Annotated in this window: 18 protein-coding genes, 1 tRNA gene and 6 pseudogenes; 9 read left to right on the top strand and 16 right to left on the bottom strand. The window is 59.6% G+C overall.

Annotated elements, in window-relative coordinates:
* Positions 1–147: 147 nt before the first annotated feature.
* Positions 148–1,362: an ABC transporter permease gene (locus GKZ67_RS04360; protein WP_254245054.1), complete on the bottom strand. Its 1,215-nt coding sequence runs from the start codon at positions 1,360–1,362 to the stop codon at positions 148–150.
* 207 nt (positions 1,363–1,569) lie between these two features.
* On the opposite strand from GKZ67_RS04360, the pseudogene GKZ67_RS24990 reads away from it, so the two are divergent.
* The 5 genes and pseudogenes from GKZ67_RS24990 to GKZ67_RS04345 all read left to right on the top strand — a co-directional run.
* Positions 1,570–2,129, top strand: a pseudogene (locus GKZ67_RS24990) (exo-beta-N-acetylmuramidase NamZ domain-containing protein); the annotation flags it as partial.
* A pseudogene (locus tag GKZ67_RS23005) lies at positions 2,105–2,275 on the top strand (hypothetical protein); the annotation flags it as partial. The pseudogenes GKZ67_RS24990 and GKZ67_RS23005, both read left to right, overlap by 25 nt.
* A gap of 113 nt (positions 2,276–2,388) precedes the next feature.
* Positions 2,389–2,661, top strand: a pseudogene (locus GKZ67_RS23000) (DUF1343 domain-containing protein); the annotation flags it as partial.
* A gap of 19 nt (positions 2,662–2,680) precedes the next feature.
* Positions 2,681–3,614: pseudogene (gene fmt, locus GKZ67_RS04350) on the top strand (methionyl-tRNA formyltransferase).
* 64 nt (positions 3,615–3,678) lie between these two features.
* The gene (locus GKZ67_RS04345) at positions 3,679–4,176 is read left to right on the top strand and encodes a dihydrofolate reductase (RefSeq protein ID WP_173241305.1); all 498 of its coding nucleotides are present in this window, start codon (positions 3,679–3,681) and stop codon (positions 4,174–4,176) included.
* Here the strand turns inward: GKZ67_RS04345 and GKZ67_RS04340 are convergent.
* The 6 genes from GKZ67_RS04340 to GKZ67_RS04315 form a co-directional block, all read right to left on the bottom strand.
* Positions 4,173–5,405 (bottom strand): acyltransferase family protein, encoded by a 1,233-nt coding sequence (locus GKZ67_RS04340; RefSeq protein ID WP_173241304.1) that lies wholly within the window; start codon positions 5,403–5,405, stop codon positions 4,173–4,175. The genes GKZ67_RS04345 and GKZ67_RS04340 overlap by 4 nt on opposite strands.
* Before the next feature lie 147 nt (positions 5,406–5,552).
* Complete coding sequence (locus tag GKZ67_RS04335) at positions 5,553–7,484, bottom strand: interleukin-like EMT inducer domain-containing protein (RefSeq protein WP_173241303.1); 1,932 nt, start codon at positions 7,482–7,484, stop codon at positions 5,553–5,555.
* Entirely contained in the window at positions 7,391–7,804 is a 414-nt protein-coding gene (locus GKZ67_RS04330; protein WP_173241302.1) for a hypothetical protein, read from the bottom strand. The genes GKZ67_RS04335 and GKZ67_RS04330 overlap by 94 nt, the downstream gene beginning before the upstream one ends.
* A gap of 38 nt (positions 7,805–7,842) precedes the next feature.
* Positions 7,843–10,059 carry a C25 family cysteine peptidase gene (locus tag GKZ67_RS04325; protein ID WP_173241301.1) on the bottom strand — a complete coding sequence of 739 codons (2,217 nt, stop codon included), beginning with the start codon at positions 10,057–10,059 and terminating at the stop codon, positions 7,843–7,845.
* Between the two features lie 35 nt (positions 10,060–10,094).
* Complete coding sequence (locus GKZ67_RS04320; RefSeq protein WP_173241300.1) at positions 10,095–10,757, bottom strand: hypothetical protein; 663 nt, start codon at positions 10,755–10,757, stop codon at positions 10,095–10,097.
* A gap of 23 nt (positions 10,758–10,780) precedes the next feature.
* Positions 10,781–11,917, bottom strand: a complete 1,137-nt coding sequence (locus GKZ67_RS04315) for a PorV/PorQ family protein (RefSeq protein WP_173241299.1) — start codon at positions 11,915–11,917, stop codon at positions 10,781–10,783.
* Between the two features lie 293 nt (positions 11,918–12,210).
* Between GKZ67_RS04315 and GKZ67_RS04310 the strand changes: the two genes are divergently transcribed.
* From GKZ67_RS04310 to GKZ67_RS24985, 3 genes and pseudogenes are all read left to right on the top strand, one after another.
* Complete coding sequence (locus GKZ67_RS04310; protein ID WP_151087977.1) at positions 12,211–12,549, top strand: PadR family transcriptional regulator; 339 nt, start codon at positions 12,211–12,213, stop codon at positions 12,547–12,549.
* 71 nt (positions 12,550–12,620) lie between these two features.
* Complete coding sequence (locus GKZ67_RS04305) at positions 12,621–14,723, top strand: PspC domain-containing protein (protein WP_173241298.1); 2,103 nt, start codon at positions 12,621–12,623, stop codon at positions 14,721–14,723.
* Positions 14,723–15,297, top strand: a pseudogene (locus GKZ67_RS24985) (head GIN domain-containing protein). Before GKZ67_RS04305 ends, GKZ67_RS24985 begins: the two are co-directional and overlap by 1 nt.
* A gap of 33 nt (positions 15,298–15,330) precedes the next feature.
* Here GKZ67_RS24985 and GKZ67_RS04290 read toward each other — a convergent pair.
* The 5 genes and pseudogenes from GKZ67_RS04290 to gap form a co-directional block, all read right to left on the bottom strand.
* A pseudogene (locus tag GKZ67_RS04290) lies at positions 15,331–15,674 on the bottom strand (translation initiation factor).
* A gap of 102 nt (positions 15,675–15,776) precedes the next feature.
* Positions 15,777–16,493 carry a DUF3050 domain-containing protein gene (locus GKZ67_RS04285; protein WP_254245051.1) on the bottom strand — a complete coding sequence of 239 codons (717 nt, stop codon included), beginning with the start codon at positions 16,491–16,493 and terminating at the stop codon, positions 15,777–15,779.
* A 183-nt stretch (positions 16,494–16,676) separates the two neighbouring features.
* Positions 16,677–17,087 carry a diacylglycerol/lipid kinase family protein gene (locus GKZ67_RS04280; protein ID WP_173241296.1) on the bottom strand — a complete coding sequence of 137 codons (411 nt, stop codon included), beginning with the start codon at positions 17,085–17,087 and terminating at the stop codon, positions 16,677–16,679.
* A complete protein-coding gene (locus GKZ67_RS04275; protein ID WP_173241295.1) occupies positions 17,084–17,551 on the bottom strand; it encodes a diacylglycerol/lipid kinase family protein in 468 nt (155 codons plus the stop codon). Before GKZ67_RS04275 ends, GKZ67_RS04280 begins: the two co-directional genes overlap by 4 nt.
* A gap of 117 nt (positions 17,552–17,668) precedes the next feature.
* The gene (gene gap, locus GKZ67_RS04270) at positions 17,669–18,676 is read right to left on the bottom strand and encodes a type I glyceraldehyde-3-phosphate dehydrogenase (protein WP_173241294.1); all 1,008 of its coding nucleotides are present in this window, start codon (positions 18,674–18,676) and stop codon (positions 17,669–17,671) included.
* 254 nt (positions 18,677–18,930) lie between these two features.
* On the opposite strand from gap, the gene GKZ67_RS04265 reads away from it, so the two are divergent.
* Positions 18,931–19,005: transfer RNA gene (locus tag GKZ67_RS04265), tRNA-Glu, on the top strand.
* A gap of 484 nt (positions 19,006–19,489) precedes the next feature.
* On the opposite strand, the gene GKZ67_RS04260 is transcribed toward GKZ67_RS04265, so the two are convergent.
* From GKZ67_RS04260 to GKZ67_RS04245, 4 genes are all read right to left on the bottom strand, one after another.
* Entirely contained in the window at positions 19,490–19,669 is a 180-nt protein-coding gene (locus GKZ67_RS04260) for a hypothetical protein (RefSeq protein WP_173241293.1), read from the bottom strand.
* A 285-nt stretch (positions 19,670–19,954) separates the two neighbouring features.
* Positions 19,955–21,187 carry a YCF48-related protein gene (locus tag GKZ67_RS04255; protein WP_173241292.1) on the bottom strand — a complete coding sequence of 411 codons (1,233 nt, stop codon included), beginning with the start codon at positions 21,185–21,187 and terminating at the stop codon, positions 19,955–19,957.
* Positions 21,188–21,453: 266 nt separating this feature from the next.
* On the bottom strand, positions 21,454–22,482 hold the full coding sequence (locus GKZ67_RS04250) for a WD40/YVTN/BNR-like repeat-containing protein (RefSeq protein ID WP_173241291.1): 1,029 nt from the start codon (positions 22,480–22,482) through the stop codon (positions 21,454–21,456).
* Positions 22,483–22,785: a hypothetical protein gene (locus tag GKZ67_RS04245; RefSeq protein ID WP_173241290.1), complete on the bottom strand. Its 303-nt coding sequence runs from the start codon at positions 22,783–22,785 to the stop codon at positions 22,483–22,485. It lies immediately after the preceding gene.
* Between the last annotated feature and the right edge of the window lie 2 nt (positions 22,786–22,787).

Here is a 22,787-nt window from a genome sequence, read left to right as displayed (position 1 = left end):
GAGCACTAAACAGGTTGCACCCGGTTTTTATTTTTGAACAGCCCAATTGGCCCCGCTAAATTACACCTTGTTCGCTTAACGCGCCGGGTTTTGTCGCTCAACGCCGATTTTTTGCCGCGTAGTTCCTCAACTTGAGGCTACATCCGGCTAATCAAACCGGATGGCAACCATGGGCTTAATGCGGGCAATCATATAAGTAGGAATCAGCACCGATAGCACGGAAGCAACCAGCGTGGCGGCATTGAGCAGTACCATTACGGCGGGGCTCCAGGCAATGGGCACCCGGTCCATATAATAATTTTCGGGGTCAAGCGGAATGATGCGGAAATAATATTGCAAGGCACAGAAGCCGAGCGCGATAACGTTGCCGATAACCAGTCCCCTAAGCGTGATTGAGATGCCGCGAAAGAAAAACATGCCCCGAATCTGGTTGTCGGTGGCGCCTACCGCTTTCAGGATACCAATCATATTGGTGCGCTCCAGAATCATTATAAATATAGTGGCAACCATATTAAAGGTAGCCACAAAGATTATCAGAATAAGAAAAATAATTACGTTGCGATTCAGCAGCTGAAGCCAGTCGAAGAGCTGGGCATACTGGTCGGTCGTTTTTTCGATGCGTATCTCGTAGGGCAGCTGCTCGTAAAACTGGTCGAAGGTGCGGTCGAGCTGCGCAAAGTCGCGCAGGCGCACCTCCAGGCCACCCACGAGCGAGTCGGGCCAGGCATTGAGCTCCTGAATCTGGCGCAGGTCGCCGAGCACGTACACCTCATCAAACTCATCGAGGCCGGTCTGGTAGATACCCGATACCCGGAACTTGCGCACCCGCGGCGGCTGCTGAATAAAATAGAACAGGGCCGGACTGCCGACTTTAAGGCGCAGCTTATCAGCTATTTTCTGCGAGATAACAATGTCGTTGCTGGCGGCCGAGTCGGCGTAGTGAATAAAACTGCCGGCCACCATATTGGCCCGCATGGCGCTGGGGCCGTGGGTTTCCGACACCCCTTTCAGCACTACGCCCAGCACCTCGTCGGTGGTTTTGATAATGGCCGTTTTGCGGGCAAATGCCTGCACGGAGGCTACCTGCGGGTAGCGGGCCAGCTGGCGGCGCAGCTCGGGCTCCGTGATAGGCGCTACCTCCAGCGAGTTGTTGGTATCGTAGCGCGAGAGCTGCAGATGCGCGCCAAACGAGAAGATTTTATTCTGAATCTGCTCCCGAAAGCCGTGCAGAATTGAAAACGACACAATCATCACGGCGATGCCGAGGGCAATGCTGACCGTAGCGATGCGCGTGACGGAGTGGGTAAAGGAGCCGGAGTCGGCCCCGTCCATGCGGCGCGATATGTAGCGGGCGATATTCACGAGTGGGCGTAAAGCTACGTCCTCGCCAGGGGTTGCGAGCGGCTAGCAGCGCGCTTCTTACGCAGCAAGGTACTTTTGGGCTATGATAAAGTGGATTTTAGTAGCGGCCGGCCTGGCAGCAGGCTGCGGAGCTGGCGCAGGCCCGGCCGTAGACCACGGCGCGCTGAGGCGACCAACACCAGGCGCAAAGCAGGCCCGCCCCTGCTGATGGGGGCTGCCCAGCTAAGCCAGTACCTGCCGGCTCTGCAAGGCAAGCGGGTAGGACTGGTAGTTAACCAAACCTCGCGCATTGGCGCTACTTATCTGGTTGATACGCTCAAGGCCCTGCACGTTAACCTGACCGCCATTTTTGCGCCCGAGCACGGCTTTCGGGAGAAGCCGCCGATGGGGCCACCATCACCGACGGGCGCGATGCCCGCACGGGTGTACCGGTGCGCTCGGTGTACGGCAAAACCAAGAAGCCAACTCCCGAGATGCTGGCCGATGTAGACGTGCTTATTTTTGATATTCAGGACGTTGGCACGCGGTTTTACACGTTTATCAGCACCTTGCACTACATAATGGAAGCCGCCGCCGAGCAAGACAAAACCGTTATTGTCCTCGACCGGCCTAACCCCAACGGCCGGGTAGTTGATGGCCCGGTGCTGGAGCCCAAGCACCGCTCCTTTGTGGGGCTCGACCCGCTGCCCATCTGCCACGGCCTCACGGTGGGTGAGCTGGCCCGCATGCTGAACGGCGAAAAATGGCTGGCTGGCGGCCGGCAGTGCCGCCTGCAGGTGGTGCCCGTGGCGGGCGGCTATACCCACGCCACGCCCTACGTGCTGCCCGTGCCCCCTCTCCCAACCTACCTACTGCGCGGGCGGTGGCCCTGTACCCCAGCGTGTGCCTGCTGGAAGGCACCAACGTGAGCGTAGGTCGGGGTACCGACCGGCCTTTTGAGGTTATGGGGCTCCTACGCAGCCAACTTCGCGGCCGTATAAGTTTACGCCCCACCCCAATGCGGGCTCGCCCACCCCGCCGCTCAATGGCCAGCTTTGCTACGGCCTCGACCTGCACCAGCCGGCCGCGCACGAGCCGGCCCAGTTTTTTACGGTGCGCTACCTGCTCGACTTTTACCGCCAGAGCACCGATAAGGCGCATTTTTTTACCAAATACTTTGAGCAGCTGGCTGGCACCGACTCTTTGCGGGCACAGGTGATAGCCGGCCGCCCGGAGGCCAGCATCCGGGCCAGCTGGGAGCCGCAGCTGGGGCAGTTTAAGCAGCTGCGCAAGAAGTACCTGCTTTATTCTGATAAATAATATTTATACTATATATAAAATGCCAGTTCCTTTGCGCATCGTTTTTATGGGTACGCCCGATTTTGCCGTGCCCACCCTCGAAACCCTGCTCACCCTGCCCGAGGCGCAGGTGGTGGCCGTCATCACGGGGCCCGACCGGCCGGCCGGCCGTGGGCGGCAGCTGCAGGCATCGGCGGTAAAGCAGGCGGCGCTGGCGCACGGCTTGCCGGTACTGCAGCCTACCAACCTGAAGGACCCCGCTTTTCAGGCTGAGCTCAAGCGTTACGCGGCCGACCTGCAAGTGGTAGTAGCCTTCCGAATGCTGCCCGAAGCGGTGTGGAGCATGCCCCGGCTGGGCTCGGTCAACATTCATGCTTCGCTGCTGCCGCAATACCGGGGCGCGGCCCCATCAACTGGGCCCTGATGCACGGCGACGAGGAAACGGGCGTCAGCAGCTTTTTTCTGCGCCATGAGATTGATACCGGCGACCTTATCTTGCAGGACAAGGTCCTTATCGACCCGGCCGACAACTTTGGCACCCTGTACGACAAGCTGAAGGTGACTGGCGCGGCGCTGGCCGGCCGCACCGTGGCAGCCATCGCAGCAGGCCGGGCGCCCAGCACACCCCAGCCCCCTACCCCCAACCTGCGCCCTGCGCCCAAGCTGAGCAAGGAAACCGGCCGGCTCGATTTTACCCGCCCCGCCGCTGAGCTGGTAAATCAGGTGCGTGGCCTGGCCCCCGCGCCCGCTGCCTATACCCAGCTGCCCGATGGCCGGGCCTGAAGATATATCGCGCAGAGGCTATACCTGGCCCACCGGCGCCGGCCGGAACCTGGACGACCGATGGCCGCCACTACCTGCGCGTAGCCACCTCCAGCGGCTGGCTCAGCCTGCTCGAAGTGCAGCTTGAAGGCAAAAAGCGCCTGGGCGTGGAAGAATTTCTGCGTGGCACCAAGCTGGAGTTTGGTTCGTAAGCAGGGCATCGCGTCGGGGCCATGCCCGAGACGCTTACTCATTATTCAGTATTCGTAATTTTTTATGGTTTCGCTCATCGTAGCCGCCGCCGAAAACGGCGTAATCGGCCGGCAGGGCCAGTTGCCCTGGCAATTGCCCGCCGACCTCCGGCACTTCAAGGCCCTGACAATGGGCCATCCCATCGTGCTGGGTCGCCGTACCTTCGAAAGCATTGGGCGGGCGCTGCCGGGCCGCACCAATATTGTAGTAACGAGCCAGTCGGCCTGGCCGGCCCCGGCCGGCGTGCTGCTGGCCCACTCGCTGCCCGAGGCGCTGGAGCTGGCCGCTGCGCAGCCCGGCGGCGAAGAAGTATGCGTGATTGGCGGAGGCGAAATCTATCGCCTGGCCCTGCCTGCGGCCGATGTCGTACACCTTACCGAGGTCCATACCTCCATTCCCGATGGCGATGCCTTTTTCTCGCCGCTCTCTCCGACCGAGTGGCGCGAGGAAACCCGGGAGCGCCACGACCCCGACGATAAGCACGCCGTGGCTTACAGCTTCGTGACGCTACGCCGCCGCTAATACTCTGCCCGGCTCGCTGGCCCGGGTACGGCAGTGGGTGCTGCGGCAGAAGCCAGCTTGGCTCCTACCCAGCGCCCAAGCCAGCGGGCCGCCGCGTGGCTGGGCCTGTCGACCCACTGGTAAAAAAGCTCGGCGCTGCCAGCCAGTACCAGCCCCGACGATACCAGCATCAGCCCGAAGCTGGCATGATAGGAAAAAAACCCGCGCAGCCACAAGAACAACCACGCCGACACTGTCCCAAGCACCAGAAAATGGGTCAGATACAGGGCAAAGGCCCGCCGGCCTACCCGGCGCAGCCAGGGTGCCATCGTGAGCTGGCGCAGCCGGCCCGAGAGCAGCACGGCCGCCAGCAGCGCTGCTGCACCAAGCGTGTGGTAGATATCGACCGTGCGGCCCGCCCCCACGCCAGGTAGTGCCAGCCACACGTAGGCCGCGTGCATGGGCGCGGCGTAGTACACCTGGGGGTGGCTGGTAGTAAAAAAAGCCACCAGCAGTAAGCCCGCAATCAGCCCGCGGCGCGGCCGGGCAGCCAGCCGGGCCACCCACCCCTGCCGGTAAATATCGAAAAGCCCCAGCCCCAGCAGAAAACCCACGTAGTAAAAGTCGAGTCGGCTTAGGGTAATGCCCAGCGCCAGCGCAGCATACAGGGCCAGCCGCCACGAAAGCCCACCGGCGAAAGCCAGCAGGCCCAGCACCAGCAGTGAGCCAAACCACTCCACCATCATTGTCCACAGCACGGGGTTATAGAGGGCCTCACCCTGCACCATTACCCCAAACAGCATGTCGCAGGCCCACTGCGCCGGCGCCGGCACAACGCGCCAGAAAGAGCCAAACCAAGCCGCCCCGGTAGCGGCGGCGGCTTGCTCATTGTAGAAGCCATGAACCCGCAGCAAAGCATAGCCCATTGCCACGCTGATTGCTACCGGAAGCCCCAGGCGCACGTAGCGCCGCACCAGCTGCGCCAGCAGCGTGCGCCACCCCCGCGGCGCATGGGCTGTCGAAGCCGCCAGCACCAGCCCGCTTAGCACAAAGAAGAAGCACACCCGAAAATTGAGCAGCACATGCACCGGGGAGCCGGCAAACCAGGTTTCCCACCTGCCCGGCAGGTGCGCCGTGTTGGCCATACCCGTCATGCTGGTGGGGTAAAAAGCGGCCGAATAGTGGTGAGCAATAACGACCAGTGCCGCGAACCCGCGCAGGCCATCCAGAAACTCAAGCCGTCCCGGCATTGGGGAAGCTCTTTTTTCGGAAACACGCCACTGGCTAGCAGGCATACAGGCTATTCGATTTATGTTAGCAAACCTCCTCTCCTTTGCAGGAAAGGAGGTTTATTGTCGGGGTGAGCAGCCAGCCCTGCGCGGTTTCACACGCCAGTTTTAGCGCAGCAGCACGAGCTTGCCCCAGTCGTTTTTAAAGGCCTGGTCGCCGGCCGTGCTGAACTTCTTATACTCGCCGGTAGGGTCGTCGATAGACACCCGGTAGAGGTAGGTGCCGTTGGCCAGGCGGTCACCGTACTGGTCGGTGCCGTCCCAGGCATAGTCGGTTACGTTATTGCCGATGTGCAGCGAACCCAGCTCACTCATAAAAATCTCGCGCACCACGCGGCCCGTGAGGGTCATAATCTGGATTTTCATGTTGCGGGGCAGCTCATTTCCCGTCAGCGTAAACACAAATTTCGCCTTGCTCGTCACCGGATTCGGGTACGGAAACACGTTGGAAATCATGGAGGCACCTATTACCTGAAACCTTACCTGGTAATCCTGGGTGCCAGCGGCTGAGTTCGACGCGTTGCGCCCTTGTACCCGAAGCGTGTACAAGCCATCGTCGAGGGGCTTGCTCAAGCCGGGCCGATACTCCAGCTTAGCCAGGCTGCCCGACGAGACATCGACGCTGAACTGCACCGAAGCCCCATTCACATCGACTGGCACGGCGGTTTGGCCGTCCTTCTGCAAAAACAACGTAAAGGCCGAGGCATCCTTGATGAGCCGCAGCTTATCGGCATCCTTCAGCTGAATGTCGATGACCGGGCGCGACGATACCAGCTCGCCATCCAGAATATGACGGCCATCAAAGGCGACATCGAGGGTGGGCGGCACGCTGTTATCGCGCACTGTAAAGGCATTCAGTCGCAGCTCGTTATTAAAGTAATAGAGTTCCGGCTGCAGCTGAGGATTGACGAATATATGCGGAATAAGGTGGCCGAACACGCCGGTTACGTCCATCGTCACATTCACCGTGGCCGTGTCGTAAGGGGCCGGTACATGCGGAAAGGGAATAAGCTTTTTGGTGCTGGCCACGGGCAGGCCGGTGGTCGCATTCAGAAGCTCCACCTGGAGCTGGAGCGGATTGGCAAACGCATCCGACGACACGTTGTCGAACCTCACGGGGAAGTTGAGCTTGCCCGTGGCGGCCTGGTTGCGCAGGGTGGTAGAGTCGTACTTGATAGCGGCCACCAGGTCGCGGCGCACGACTCCTTCGGGCACGCCTTTGTAAGTAATAAGCCACTGCCTGAGCTGCGGCGGCACCCGGTTTACCGAATCGCGCAGCGATAGCTGCAGCTGCATATACGGATAAGTGGTAGCCGAATAGCCTGTGAGGTCCAGGTTTTTCGTCTTCACGTTGGCATTGAGCACCGTGGCTTTGTTGCTGGCATCAATGCCCACCAGCTGCAAGGTGTAGTGGGCCGTCGGCGTCACCGGCTTTATCACGTTAAACAGCGTTTGCCACTGCTGGGCCGGGCCGATGAGCGTGCTCGTAATTGTCCCCGACTGGCCAGGCGTGGTAAGCTGCGTCGTAAACTCCACGCCTTGGCTGTAGGCCGGCAGCGGCTGAGTGCGGTCGGGGCCCGCCTCCTGAATTAGTCGGCCGCCGCTGGCCCGCTTTTGGGCTACCAGGGCCCAGGGGTCGCCATTTTTGAGCTGGGTTATCAGCTTGCTGCCGAGTAAGGTGCTAAACGAGCTGCCCAGGATGGGCAGCAGGCTGGCGTACCGCAGTCGGTTAATGCTGATAATAGCCACGTAGGCACCATCGGGAACATTGCTCAGGAAGGTTTTAAGCTGATTCTGGCGGACTGCGCTGTTATTAAGGTTATCGAGCGTATCGCCATTCACTGCAAAATGATAGAAGAGCTGATTTGGCAGGCCGCAGGTCAGGTAAGGGCCACCCTGGGTAATGTTGAGGCGCTGCAGCGAATGCTCGTCGAGCACGGCTATTATCAGGTTGGGTGATTGGATGGCACAGTCAATACCCGGAGGCTGCAGCGGGTCGGTGATGATACCGTAGCCACTTTTGATATTGAAGGTGGGCACGCCCGATACGGCCCCCCGCCTACTGTACTCAACGTTAGCTGCTGCTGCTGCGTGGGAAAAGTCCACTGGTTGCCAGGCGTCGCAACGGCTACGCCCTGCAGCTGGTCGCGGTTAAACTGTCCGTTGTGGCTCTGCGACCAGCCATCGGCCACGGCCTTGGTTATCACCCGGAAAGAGCTCACTTTCCAGTTGCCATCTTCCTGAGGGCCAGGCGTAGTAAAGCGCGCACGCCAATACCACACCACCGAGTCGCGGCCGGCCGCGGGCTTCAGCTCATCAGCCCCGGTGGGCGTCCAGCTGGCTACTACGGCTGCCTGCACATTCAGCTTGCTTCTCAGGCCCTTGCTATCGAAGGTAGCTACCGAGTCGACCTGAAAGTCGTAGCCCCGCGTGGTACCCGCCAGGTCGCTGCTTTGGGCAACCAGGCGGGGGTGGTAGTTGGCACAATGGCAAACTCGGTGGGCGTCAGCAGCGTTACGCCGCCTTCCAGAAAGGTATAAATAAGCGAAGCCGAGTTGTTGTTTTCATTAAGCTCAGCTACTTTATTCTGGTAATCGAGCTCAACCAAAAACTTGTTGTCGCCAAATACATTGCCCGAGTTGGGAATAGTAATGGTATAGGTGGTATCGCGCTGCCAGGCCTGGCGCACGGTTGCAAAAAAAGTATCGGGCTTGCGGCCATTTTGAGCCGAGTAGGTGCGGGTAACGCGTATCTCGATGGGGTCGAAGGTGATGCGCCCAGGGTTACTCACTGAAACTATCAGCTGGAAGCTGCTGGCCGTGGCGGCCACCGGGTTGGGCGAGATGGTAATGCCATTGGCAATAAAGTCGGGCGCGGCGGGCGCGTAGAGGCGCAGGGCCGGGTCGCCCTGCCAGAGCGTGGCCAGCAGGTCGACGGCACCGGCGGGGTTTTGCAAAAAGGGGGATAAATTTTGCAGCTGACGCACGACTTCCGCCCGCACTTCGGCGACGGGCCGCCCAAACCAGGTGGGATTATTAAAGAGCAGCTCGTGCAGCTTCTGCTGCGCGGGGTGCAGCAGGTAGGCAAATGATAAGTCGGTTTGCGACAGCAGGCCCACGGCTCCTTTACTGGGGGCCAGCATCCAGTCGTTGCCAAAGGTGCTGGCCACTACAAAGCACTGCCCTACCTCACAGCCATCGTACATCATTACCGGGTAGCGGCCGGCATTGTGGTAGTTGCTGACCGGGTCGTTGATGTTGCCGATGTTGAGGTCAACCGAGTTGATGGAGCCGTGCCCGAAGTACGAGATAAGCGACAGGCCATTATTAACCTGGTCGGATATATTAATACTAGTAGGGAGAATACCTGATTTCTGGTAGGTAGTAACCGTGCCGCCAAACAGAGGCCGCTGAATCTGCTGCTTATAGATATTAAGGTACCCGGCAAACTCGGCAAAGTCGCTCGCATTCGCGCCGCCTACCAGATGCACGACATTCTTGCGCCAGTCCTCAGGCCCCAGGGCCTCGTGTTCTTTCAGCTTATTCAGATACGCCATCACATCCTGCGGAGTGGTGGCCGCCACGCGCCCGGTAGGCAGGCGTGGCACATAATTGTCGTGCTGCCAGTCGCTGGATAAAATGTTATCGGAAGACGCGCGCGATGAGGTCGGCACCAGGTCCTGCCCCAAATCGCCTAGTATGCGCGTAGTGCTGGCAGTAAAAGCCCCCAGCGTGGTAGTCGGAATGGGGTCGCCGGGGTTATCGGCGCGCGTGTCTGGCGCCAGCGCCTTGCCCAGCAGCAGCAGGTACTGCGTTCGGGTGGGGCTGTTGGCCGCCAGCCAGAGGGCAAAGTGACGCAGGCCCATAAGTGAGCGCTCGCCGTAGTGAAACTGGTCGTAGAGCAGCGGGGCCGTTACCATCAGCGTATCGTAGCCGCCGCCCGCGGCCGAGGCCCGGTAGTTGGCATACGCACGTGCCGCATTGGGCTCGCTGCCCGCCGCCTTCATCAGCTTGGGGTGGGTGATAATGATGAAATTGGGTTTGGCCGGATTTATAGTACGAAAGTGTACCGGCTGCGGGGCAGGCGGCACCAGCGGCTGCGCCCCGTCGGCCAGCAGCAGCTGGCGTGTGCTTGCCGCCGTAGCATCCGGAAACACAAAGCGACGGGCCGTGCTACCCAGCGTTTGGGCGGCAGTAGGCGCAATGCGCTGCACGTTCCAGGGGTCCTGAATATCGTAGCCGTTTACCGTGGCCGGAATATTATCAATCTCATAGGTAGCCGGCCCTCCCAAAAGTGAATCGTTTTGAAACCACAGGCTGCGGCGGTCGCTAAACCAGCGGTTTTCCTGCGGGGCCGTCAGGCGCAGGTAGCCGTAGCGAAAGGCATCGTACACCGGCCCCGTCCCCTGATTAAGCACACTGCCGTTTATCTGAACAACTCCCGCGCTGCTGATATCGCTGCGCTGCAGCGTGTAGCGGGCCCGGGCAGCGCTGAAATTCGGGTAACTCAGTATTGATAAGGACCGAACAGTAGTCGTACCTGGTTGCAGCACGCCCAGGCTGGTGGTATGGTAGCCATTGGCATGGCTGGGCACGCTGGCCCCCGCTACCAGCACTTCGGCGGTAGGCAGCGGCGAGGCCGGGTCGGTTACTACTGCTCGCAGCAGGCTGTCGTTTTTGGCAGTGGTGTTGCCGTAGTACCCAAAAAACCCCTCTCCCCTTTCCAGCCACGGCAGGCAGGTATTGTAATCGGTATTGGGGCCTCCATGTAGCTATCATAATAGACGGTGCGCACCGCCTGAATGCGCCAGGCATGCGGCGCGCCACCTGCTACCACCGGCTGAGCCATGCGCTTGCCCAAGCGGGCATTGCTCCAGGTCAGGAAGTAGGTGGCCGTATCGGTAAAGAAGCTATAGAATGGATGGGCCTGGTCGCTGGGTTTCTTATATAAGGCACTGTCCAGCCGCCCGTCGTTGCGCTGGCCATAAAATTCCAGGTACGTGCTATTATCCAGCGTAGCCGAATTGCCACCCTGGTAAACCGCTACCTCCTTGCCCCGCCGCCACAGCTGAAGCTGCGTGGGGGCCACGCCACCCAGGCCGCTGAGCTTGCTCAGGTAAGCGTAGTCGAGACGATAAAGCCCGTTGCGCCATACCTTAAACTTGTAGTAAGGCTGGCCCTGCACTATCCACTCGTTGCCGTAGCGGGCAGACTGCGCATGCGCCGCCTGCCCGCCCAGCACGGCCAACAGCAGCAGGCAAACGCGCAGGGCCCGAAGCATGTACTGCCCGGCAGCTGCGTATGTTTTTTTCATAATATATTAATTTTATAATATATTTAATTTATCATCGGCATGCCCGTGGCGCGGCTGCCCAGGCCGTAGCCCAGGCTCACGATGAGCGAGTTGGTTTGGGAGGTAGAGCCCTGGTTTTCGACAGCCAGGCGCGACAAAGCCAAGTCGATGCGCAAGCCATTGATGGCTACGCCGGCGCCCAGGCTGTACTGCCCCTTCCACTGCTGCTGCAGGTCGAAGTTCTGGATTTTCTGATAGTTGCCGGCCCCACCCCGCAGAAATACCAGGCTGCGGTAGCCTACCTCAACCCCCACGCGCGGGTCAACGCTCACGGGCTTGGCCGAAATAAGCGTGTTGCGCTGGCCGTCGGTGGTGGCTTCGAGGTCGGCGGCAACCAGGGCCGTAAACTGGGCCGGCAGCTTAAACTGCCGCCCCGCCCCCAGCACCAGGCGCGGCAGCGTCAGCTCGGTGCTGTTGGTCGGAATAGCCTCACCTGGTATCGCATTGGCCTTAAACTTATCGGCATCAATGCTCCAGGCGTTGAAAGTGGTGGTGATATCGCGGGCCATCAGGCCCAGGCGCCAGCCCTTGTGGTTGTACTGCAAGCCCACATCTACCCCAAAGCCGTAGGCATTGGCAAAGCTGCCCACGTTGCGGTAGATGAGCTTGCCGCTGCCGCCCACGCTCAGGCCCTCGGGCCCCAGCTTGCGGGCATAGGAAAGCAAGAGCGCGTAGTCGGCCACCGAGAAATACGTAATCTTGTCGTATTGAATATACCCGTACTCGTTGATGAGCGCCCGGGTATCGGCGATGTTATCGACGCCTGAGCGCAGCAGGGTTACCCCAATGGCGCTTTTATCGTCGAGCGGCATGGCGAATGCCGCATAGTCATTTTTTACTACCCCCGAAAACAGCTCTGAGTGCATCAGCACGCCGTCGTACCTGGCCGTGACAGCAGTGAGGCCGGCGGGGTTCCAGTAGCCGGCAGTGGCATCGGTAGCCAGGCTCACCTGCACTTTGCCCATGCCCAGCGAGCGGGCACCGGCGCCCAGGTTAAGAAATTCATCGCTGTACTTGGGGGCGCTGGTTTGGGCCATAGCCGGCGCGGCAGCCAACCCTAGCCATACACTCAGCCCTAGTACAGCCACCCCCAGGCGGCAATTGGCGAAAAGTTGGAGCATAGAAAAATAAAACCCGATAAATAGTCGGTGCGGCAACGCAAGTTACTGCCGGATAGTGCGTAGTAGCCACCCCTACCTAAGGAACTCACGTCCAGATGACTGATTTTCGGGAAGTTATCCCGGCGGCCCTTAGCTGCCAGGGGGCTGAATAGCCAAAAGGCAATCCGCGCTTGCTTAGCAGATGGATTTTTTTGCAAAAAGCAACAAAAAAATTTTACGCCAAGTATTATGCAATACAAAGTACCTGTCGTACATTTGTACAGTTCCTCACCTACTACTAGCCCATACCGCCCATGAAACTAGAGAACACCCAGGTGCAGATGCGCAAAGGCATCCTCGAATTCTGCATTCTGGAGATTATTGGCCGCGGGGAGGCCTACGCCAGCGACATGCTGGAGGAGCTGACCCAGGCCCGCATGATAGTGGTAGAAGGCACCCTCTACCCGCTGCTCACGCGCCTCAAGAATGCTGCGCTGCTCGACTATGTCTGGAAGGAGTCAACTTCCGGTCCGCCCCGCAAATACTACACGCTTACGGAAGCCGGCCGCCAGTTTCTGGAAGAGCTGCGCCAGACGTGGGAAGAGATGGCCCTCTCGGTGGGCATTATCCGCCAGCCCCGTCGGACTACCTAACCCCTGCTTTTTCAGCTATCCTTTCTTTCTCCGAATTCAACCTGCCGCGCTTCGCGCCTGCGGCCCTTCCCATGAAAAAGAACATCAGCATCAACTTGCAGGGTATCATCTTTCATATTGAAGATGATGGCTTCGAGGTACTTAGCCGCTACCTTCAGGAGGTAAAGGCGCACTTCGCCAGCTACCAGGGCCACGAAGAAATCGTGGCCGATATTGAGGGCCGCATTGCCGAGCTGTTTTCGGCGCGCCTCTCGGTTAATAAGCAGGTTATCACCCTGCAAGACGTGGAGGAAATGACCGCCAAGATGGGCCGGGTGAGCGACTTCCAGACCGCGTCCGACGAGGATGAGGACACTTACGCCGAGCCGGCCGCGGCCGCCGGTACTGGCGCCGGCCGCGCTTTTGCCGGTGGCCCTGCCCCTACCCCGGCCGATACCGAGCCGCGCCGCCTCTACCGCGACCTGGCCCACCGCAAGATTGCGGGCGTGTGCGCCGGGCTGGCCCAGTACTTCCGGGTGAATCCGCTGCTGGTGCGCCTCATTTTCCTGGCTTTGGTGTTGCTGCCCAACGTGTTTGGAGTATACGACCACATTCCCGGCACCGGCATATTTCGCCACCGCTTCGACTTTGGCGGCCTGGCCCTCATCGCCTACGTGGTGCTGTGGATAGCCCTGCCCAAGCGCGACGACGCGCCCGAGCCTATTGATACGCTGGATTTTGGCGGTAAGCTCACCGGCCGCAAGCTCTTCCGCGATGTCGACAATGGCAAGGTCGGCGGGGTATCGGCCGGGCTGGCCGCTTACTTCCAGACCGACGTGGTGCTGGTGCGGGTGCTCTTTCTGATTGGCTTGTTTCTGGGCGGCTCAACGTTTATTATCTACTTGATACTCTGGGCCGTGGTGCCCGAAGCCCGTACCGTATCGGAGAAGATGCAGATGCGCGGCGACGCCGTCACGCTCTCGGGTATCGACAATAACCTGCGCTCCAACGCTTTTGATGGCGAGGTTCCTCCAACCCCTAACCGTCCGCTGGGTACTTACCTCGAAACGGCGGCCCGGGGTGCCCGGCCGGCCGTGAGCTTCTTGGGCACACTCATTCGCTGGGCAGTGGGGTTACTGCTGATTTTTTGGGGTGGCAGCTGGCTATTCAGTGTGCTCATGATGCTGGGTGCCGCCCTGAGCATTATTCCCTTCACGGCCGTAGAGCACACCAGCAACGGCTTTATGTTTGATGACAGCTTTGGGGCGCTGGTGCGCAACCTGCCGCCCTGGGGCGCGATAGCCGGAGCGCTGCTGCTGGGCATCCCGGGCCTGGGATTGCTGCTGCTGGGGCTGCGCTTGCTGCTGCGCCGGCCAGTATTGGGCCGCTCGGCGAGTGGAGTATTACTGGGCCTGTGGCTGCTGGGCGTGGTAGGCTCGACGGCCGCCGGCTTGCAGGTAGCCCGCGATTTTCAGGCCAAGGACACTTACACCACTACCGTGCGCCTACAACCCATCGCTAGCCCCGGCATCGTGCTGGATTCGCGCAACGTGGAAGACCATTTTCAGTGGGTTAACCTGAACCTAGCCCCGGCCGACAGCGGTGTGGCACCTTTCGTAGAAGAAGAATTCCGCGCCCGGGGCCGCACCGAGGCAGCTGCCCGCCTCACGGCTCAGCAGACGATTAACTACAACATCAGCCAGCGCGATTCGACCATCCTTTTCGACCAGGGCACTACGCTGAAAAGCAGTGCTCCCTTCCGCGACCAGAAGCTGACCCTGACCCTGCACCTGCCTCTGGACAAAATCTACCGCCTCACGCCGCTCTTTATCGAACACCTTGATGATAATGACTTTACCAGCGGCCACCGCCCGAGCCGCGACCGTGCTTACCGCGCCCGCTTCACCCGCGAGGGTAAGTTTGCCTGCCTCGACTGCCCGGCCTCGGCCGACAACAATGACGACGACAATGGCGACAGCCAGGACAGCGACAACGATGAAGTGGTGAACCTGGGTGTGAACGGCAGCAAAATGCAGGTGCGCGTGAACACCGACGGCGATAACCCAACGGTGCACATCCACACGGAGGCAGCCAAATTCAGCACCGAGCCTGCCTCGTACGGCAATGGCCGCAAGACCATGAATACCCCCGGCGATTTTACGGAAGTAGAAGTACACGGGCCCTGCGCCTGGTAGTGCGCCAGGGCGACAGCTATAAAGTAGAAGCCGCCGGCCGCATCGAAGACCTCGACAAGCTGCGCCTCGACACCAACGGCGACCGCCTGGTAGTGCGCCAGCGCGGCGACAACTCCCTGCTTTCGGGCTTTAGCTTCAGCAGTCATCCTATGCTTGTTACCGTCACGATGCCGCACCTGGAGCGCCTCAACCTGAGCGGGGCGTGCCAGTCAGATATCAGCGGCTTTCATGACAACAGCCTGCGCCTCGAAGCCAGCGGCGCCTCTACCAGCCGCCTCAACGTGACTGTACCTCGCCTCGAGCTGGACCTGTCGGGGCCTGCTCGGCCGACCTGAGCGGCCGGGCCGACGAGCTGCGCATCGACGGCTCGGGCGTGTGCCAGATTGAGGCGCTGACGCTGCAAACCAGCCGCGCCAACGTGGAGCTGGCCGGCATGTCACATGCCAGAATTAAAGCCACCGAAGAGCTAAAAGTAGACCTCAGCGGCAGCAGCAGCGTGCGCTATGCCGGCCAGCCCAGCCGCATCGAGAAAGACCTCAGCGGCAGTAGCTCGCTCGAAGAGGTGCGGAACTAGTCATTTGATATTATATTTTTAATATTAAATATTTCATCCTCCTGCCTGCTTGGCCTTGTAGCCTTCCTTAAGTAGAATTTCCAGCACTTTGGCGCGAAAATCACCCTGAATGACGATTTCCCCTTCTTTGGCGCTGCCCCCACGCCGCACTTGGTTTTGAGCAGCTTGCCTAACGTCTGCAAATCTTCCTCGCGCCCCGCAAAGCCCGTGACGAGCGTTACCTGCTTGCCCCCACGCTGCTTTTTATCAAGCTGCACGCGCAGCTGCTGCTGCTGAGGTGGCAAGGTGGTAGCCTCGGCCGGCTCGTCAGATTGGTAAGAGAAGGCGGGATTGGTTGAGTAAACCACTCCCTGGCGGCGCGACTGGTCTTTTTTCATGTAGGCAAAGGTCGGGATGCCGGGCTTTCCCGGCCACTGGCTCCAATAAGAAAGGACGCTAGCACCTGGCTAGCGTCCTTTCTTATTGTGGGTTATAACTTCCTAAACGGCGACTTTCTCCTTAGCCAATGCAGCGGCAATACCAGCCCACAGGGCCACGCGGGCGTCCATACTCTGTCGGGCAGCCTCGGTGGCCTGCTGCCAGCGGGCGGGGTCGATGCCGCAGAGGTCGCGCACCATCTGGTGAGCGAGCGGCGCGTGGTGGTCCTCATCGAGTTCGATGTGGCGGTTGAGGTAGTAGGTAAGCGTGTCGAGCTGGCCCGGAAAGCGCCGCCCCAGGTCAGCAATCAGGCTTCGAAACATATCCGGAATTACATCCTCGCGGCCAAAGGTAAAAGCCGCTGCCACCGCATGGGGTTGCCCGCTGGCAATAATGTCAAACGTCTGTTTCACAAATGCTTGCACGCTGGCCGGCGCCTGAGCTGCGACCAGCGCGGCGGGTAAGCTGGCTCCTTCGGCCAGAGCAGCCAGCAGTCGATTTATCGAGGCAGTATCGGCCCCGCACTCCTGCATGGCCCGCAGGTACAGCTCAAAGTGGCTGGTCGGCCGCCCCTCGGGGTCCACATCGGTTTCCTCTTCCAGCACAATCTCGTTGATAAGGCGGCGCGTAGCCGGATTACCTTTCGGCACCCAGGGCAGCGTGGTACAGGTGAGGTCGCGCTGCAACGCTTTGAGCAGTGACATAAAATCCCATACCGCATATACATGATGCTCCATGAACAGGCGCAGGTCGGCCAGCGTCTCAATACGACGGTACACGGGTGCTCCACCATCCGCTGACGGGCAGGTTGCAGCTGAGCTTGCAATTGCTGAATAAAATCCTGTGGCATTTCGGCTTAATATAGATAAAATTATATGTTTTTTCACCTGGCGTTGCCGGGCACTTTGCACCACCAGCGACTACTGCTACTTGCTACGTAGCCTGGCCGGGTAGTGGATTGCCTACACGGCTACCTCCAGCGCCAGCGGCAGCACTACCAGCTCAAAGTCGGTGGCATGGCCGAGGTAATCGCCATCGGCGTGGTAGCCGATGGGAGCAGCGGCTCGCACCGTGGCGTGGCTGGTGTGGCGATAGGCCGCTCCGCCGGTGCGAGGCAGCGTGCCCAGAGCCATGCCAATTATTACCTGTATAGCCCGCCAGGGAGGCAGCACATCAATCAGGCACATATCGAGCAGGCCATCCCGGAGGTCGGCCTGCGGCGCGATGTAGGCATTATTACCATACTGCGAGGCGTTGGCGAAGGCCAGCACGTAGCAATCGGTAGCCAGCGTCTGGCCATTGGTTTCGACCTGCACGGGCACGGGCCGGAAGTGGCCATACTCACGAAACGTCACGCGCAGATATGTGCTCACCCCCTGGTACCAGCCTGCGCAAAATGCTGGCTCACGTGCGCGTCAAAGCCCAGGCCCGCCGTACAGAAAAACGGGTGCCCATTTATAGTACCGACATCTATGCGGCTGAAGCGGGGCTGGCGCAGCCGGCGCAGGGCAGCCGGCAAGCCCAGCGGCACCCGCAGGTGACGGGCCAGGCCGTTGCCCGAGCCGCGGGGCACAATGCCCAAAGCCGTGCCCCTCTGGCCGAGCAGGCCCTGCCCTACTTCGTTCACCGTGCCATCGCCGCCCACGGCCACCACGATTCGGCAGCCTGCCTGCGCGGCTTCGCGGGCCAGCTGCGTGGCATGGCCCGGCCCTTGGGTGGGCCAGAGCAGGTAATCGCTGCCCGCCCGGCCCCCAAAGTAGCGGGCCAGCAGCATCGGAAAGTCGGCCTGCCGACCGGTACCCGCCACCGGATTAAAAATAAAGCAAATCTGCGGCATAAGCGCGCGCTGCCTCTCGGCGGCAACATTTCTCAGGAAAAAACAAAAAGGCCTGCCTAGCAGGCAGGCCTCTTCAAACTATACCTGGCCAACAACCGCTGGCCGGGTAGCAACTGGTTAGCCCACCATTTTCTCACCCAGCTTCTGAATGAGGTCGGCGGTGCGGGTCGAATAGCCGGTTTCGTTGTCGTACCAGCCCACTACCTTAGCCAGCGTACCGTTGTTGGAAGTCAGCTCCGAGTCGAAGATGCACGAGTGCTTATTGCCTACGATGTCGATGCTCACCAGGGGGTCGGTGCTATATTCGATAATACCTTTCATGGGGCCTTCAGCGGCCTTTTTGATAGCGGCATTAATTTCTTCCTTCGAGGCCTCCTTTTTCAGAATCACCGTCAGGTCGGTCGTCGAGCCATCTGGAATAGGCACCCGCATGGCAATACCATCGAGCTTGCCTTTCAGCTGGGGCAGCACCAGGCCCACGGCCTTGGCGGCGCCGGTGCTGGTAGGGATAATGCTGTAGGCGGCGGCCCGAGCGCGGCGCAGGTCTTTATGAGGCGCATCCTGCAGATTCTGGTCCGAGGTATAAGCGTGCACCGTGGTAATATAGCCCTTTTCAATGCCAAAGGCATCGTCGAGCACCTTAGCCATCGGGGCCAGGCAGTTGGTGGTGCAGCTGGCATTCGAGATAATAGTCTCGTTGCCGGTCAGGGTATCTTCGTTTACGCCCAGCACCACGGTCGGAATGTTGCCGGTAGCAGGTGCCGAAATAACTACTTTCTTAGCGCCGGCCGTGATATGCTGGCCCGCGCCGGCCTCGTCTACGAAGCGGCCCGTGCTTTCGAGCACGATATCAACACCCATTTCCTTCCAGGGAAGTAGCTTGGGGTCGCGCTCAGCCAATGCGGCAATGTGCTGGCCGTTTACGGTCAGGCTATGCTCATCGTAGGCTACGGTGCCATCGAAGCGCCCATGCACCGAGTCGTACTTGAGCAAATGGGCCAGCGTTTTGTTGTCAGTCAGGTCGTTGATGGCCACAATCTCCACATTGTCGCGCCCGAGTAGCGACTTGAAGGTGAGGCGACCAATCCGGCCGAAGCCGTTAATGGCGACTTTAATTTTTGCCATAATATTGGAAAAAATAGGAAGAGTGGCGGGCCACTGCCGCAGCCCAGTTGATAACGCGCTACGAAGGTACGGTTGTCGGCGGCTTTGCCCGTTTCCAAACCTGACGCGAATTGTCAGCAATAACACAATGGATACGCCTGCTGTTTTTTTTCAACTGAAAATCAGCGCCCTCTTCCTTGCTAACCACTTTTTTTACACCGCAGATTTGGTTCGCAACCAAGTCCCCGTATCTTTGCACCATCAAAACGAACAACGGTCCGTTCGTCTAGGGGTTAGGACAGTAGATTTTCATTCTACCAACAGGGGTTCGATTCCCCTACGGACTACCAACTATGCCCTTCCTGGTATCAGGAAGGGCATTTTGCTTTCTCGGGGACCCGTGAGGGGACCCTCGGTCCAGATTCAACGGCCGAGTGAACAGTTTGAGGTGTTGTCGGGTTGGGTTGAAGGGAATAGAAGACGGGTTCGGAAGGACGCTACGCACTACTGTGCTAACGATGAACAGAGTACCTGCGCAAGGAATGCTCGGAATAGCGCAAGAACAGCTCACGGCATTCTAGCAATGAAAGCTCCCCACATTTACTTCAACCCATCTTTCAGTCGGAATAGCTTAGCAGCTCCAATGCGACAGCTCACAATCACTGACAACATCGGGTTTCAATCCGTCTTTTAGTCGGAAAAGATTAGCAGCGGCTGCGAAGTCATGCCTTGGAAAGTGGGACCGTTGTTTCTATTCGTCTTTTAGTCGGAATAGCTCAGAAGCATCGAATGCCCCCACTACCGCGACCTTGTACTTCAATTTCAATCCGTCTTTCACTCGGAATAGCTCATGAACTGGGCGGCCTGAATCCATTTCTTGGGTTCGATGCGCAGGCCGGTGTAGACTTTGATTTTGGTACCGCCCACCGCCACGCGGGCGCTCAGGGGCGTAGCGCGGTCCAGGTAGGGCTGCTTGAGGAAGAAGGTAATACTGGCCACTGAAAAGGAAAGCAAGTAGGTAAAAAGGAGAAAATTAGTAAAACACGCGACTAATTTATCTCATTTACAAACGACTGCCTTCCAATTACTTACTACTTATACAGCCTGCCTATAAACGATTTTCATGGCCCTTTTAGGGACCGCACCTGCGGGCGTTTTTCATGTGCGGAAAACACCCCAAAGGCTGCGTAAACGGGACCTTACCGAGGACCTTGCAGTAGGGAAAGCCCCTGCTTTTCCTACTGCAAGGTGGGTTAATTTTCTGCAAAGCCCTCCTTGCTTGCAACTCCCTGACCGGCGCTATTGCAGGTGGACAACCCGTTGCGTTTGGGGCGCTTGGTTTTCGAAGGTTACTTCCACCACGTATACGCCGGCGCTGAGCTGCTCCGGCACCCGCAGCGGCCAGGTCTCGGCGCGCTTGCCCGCCGGCAGGAGCTGCTCGGTTAGCGTGCGGCCGGTCAGGTCCAGCAGCTTAAGGCGCGCGGCCTGTTCCCCGGGGAGCGACACGTTCAGCGCCTCGGTAAAGCGAGTAGGATAAGCCGCCCAGCTTTTCCCGGCCGCGGGGCTGCGGCCGGCCAGCACGACGGCCCCGCGCTGGAGCACTGTGCCGCCCCCACCCGACACCCAGGTAGTGGAGCCGTCGGCCGTGGCACTAATGTCGGTAAGGGTTTCGTAGGTGTGGCTCGCTTCGGGCTGCCAGCTCTTGCCCCCATCGGTAGTAAGCAGCAGCGTACCCAAATCCCCCACGATGAAGCCCGTCGTGGCCGTGAGAAAGCGCACGGCGGCAAGGTCAGCGGCCGTGTTTACGGGCATGGCCGTCCAGGTGAGGCCCCCATCGGTGGTACGCAGGGCCGTGCCGGCGTCGCCCACCAGGTAGCCCTGCTTAGGGGTGACGAACCAGACCCCCGTCAGGCGGGCCGTGGTCGTGGTGTTGAGCGCCTGCCAGTTCGTGAAGTTCGGGCCAGCTGCTTTGCGTAGCGTGCCCTTGCTGCCGGCCAGGTAAGTGACGGTTTCATCCGGCGAATCGGCGGCGAACAAATCGTTGCTCGTGCCACTAGAGGCCGTGGTCCAGGTAAAGCCCCGGTCGTGGGTCAGGGCCAGGGCCCCGCCGTTGCCCACGGCAAAGCCGGTGGCGAGCTGGCGTAGGTTGAGCTTGTTGTAGTCGCCTACCCCGTCCGGGCCGCTCAGGTATTCGTAAAGCCCTGCCTTGTCCCGTATCCCATGATAGATAATGGCCGGTGAGGCGGTGGAAGGCAACTGCTCAATTAACACCATCAGGTCACTGGTCGTGGCCACGATGGAGAGCATGTTGTTATGGGGCTTGAAATTGTAAAAGTTCGGGATGGAAGTCCACGTCTTGCCCCCGTCCTGGGTCCTGTAAAGGATGGAGTTGGCCCCGCAGGCCCAGCCGTTGGCGGCATCGAAGAAGCTGATGGCGCTTAGCGACTCCCCGCCCGGCCCGATATTGGTCCACTGGGCAAAGGCGTGGGTGGTGAGCAGACAGGCGCAGAGCGTGGTAAAGAGTCGTGTCATAAAGCGCGGAAGGCTATTGAAGTGAGTAGGGCGGCGGCACCCGGGCGCGGCATTTACGGCAGTCGAACGAGTCGGTGGCTTACCGGCGGCTGCCCGGGTAGCCCGAGCCGCAGCGTGTACACGCCCGGCGCTAAGGTAGCGGGTAGCGAAAGGGCCATTGTGCCGCGCTGGTGGTGCCCAGCTCCACTACCTGGTGGACCACCGTACGACCCAGCTCATCCAGCAGCGACACCTCGCCGGTCAGGGGCTGGTCAGGGCCGGGCCGGTCAGCGTGAGCGTGGTGGTAAACGGATTCGGATAGGCCTGCCACTGCACCCCCGGCGCCGGGCCGCGGCTGGCCAGCGGCAGGACCGCCCCGCGCCGAAGCACCGTGCCGTTGCCGCCCACGACCCACGTGTTGAGCCCGTCATCGGTGGCGCTGATGGCCGTGAGCGTTTCGAAGGTGTGACTGGCTTCGGGCTGCCAGCTCTTGCCCCGTCCGTGGTGAGCAGCAAGGTGCCCAAATCGCCCACGATGAAGCCGGTGTTGGCATCCAGAAAGCGGACGGCGTTCAGGTTAACGGTTGTCTGAACCGGCATCGGGGTCCAGCTCGCGCCCCCGTCCGTGGTGCGCCGGGCCGTGCCCCCGTCCCCGACCACGTAGCCCTGGTTCACGTCGACAAACCAGACGCCGGTGAGCCGGGCAAAGGTGCCACTGTTGAGGGCCTTGGAAACGGGCTCAAACCGGGAGCCTTTGCGCAGCGTGCCCTTGCTGCCGACCAGGTAGTAGGTGATGCCATCCGGGGAGTCGCCGGCCCACAAGTCGTTCAGGGTCCCGCTGGGTACCTGGTCCCAGCCAAAGCCCCCGTCCCGACTGTAGCGGAACGCCCCACCCGCTCCGACCAGTAAGCCGAGCTTATAAGTATGGAAGCTCATCTGCGCAAACTCGCTGGTGGCACTGCTGCGGTCGAAGGCTGGCTTGAAGCTGTAGCCGTTGGTTTGCGAATAAAAAATCTGGGTGGGCAGCAGCGAATCCGGCTGCTGGGCCAGCACGAGCACGTCGTACTGGTTGAGGACGGCAACGGAGACGAGCAGGCTGCGCGGGCCCGTGGTTTGGAAGCCGGGCTGGATGCTGGGCCACGTCGCACCTCCATCCCGGGTGTGGAAGAGCGCTCCTTTGGCCCCGCAGACCCAGCCGTTGGTCGCGGAACTAAAGCATACCCCGGACAGCGCCTCCCCGCCGGGACCGATGTTTGTCCATTGAGCATAGACTAAACACGAATTTAATATAAAAGCTATACTTAAAAGGTATTTCATTTAATTTCCCACTAAAATGCAATATCCGTCTGGATTTTGAGAATTAATTTTCACTAAAACAGAATCATTAATATTAAATGTCCGCTTGCTAGTACGGAATGAGTTTTCATAAATTTTAGTATTATAAATAAGTTTTATATCATATGTATAGGTTCCCTTTGCATAAGAACTCCCACACACTAAACTTTTAACTGTAACACCATATTTTTGTAAGTTAGCCATCCCAACAGTATTTTGATATATGCAAATACAAGTTAATGCAATGAAAAGCATTGATATTAACCACATAAGCTTATTTTTCATAT

Source organism: Hymenobacter sp. BRD67 (assembly GCF_013256425.1).
Classification (GTDB): Bacteria; Bacteroidota; Bacteroidia; order Cytophagales; family Hymenobacteraceae; genus Hymenobacter.
The sequence above is the reverse complement of the archived record's forward strand: the minus strand, read 5'-3'. Positions and strand labels throughout refer to the sequence as shown.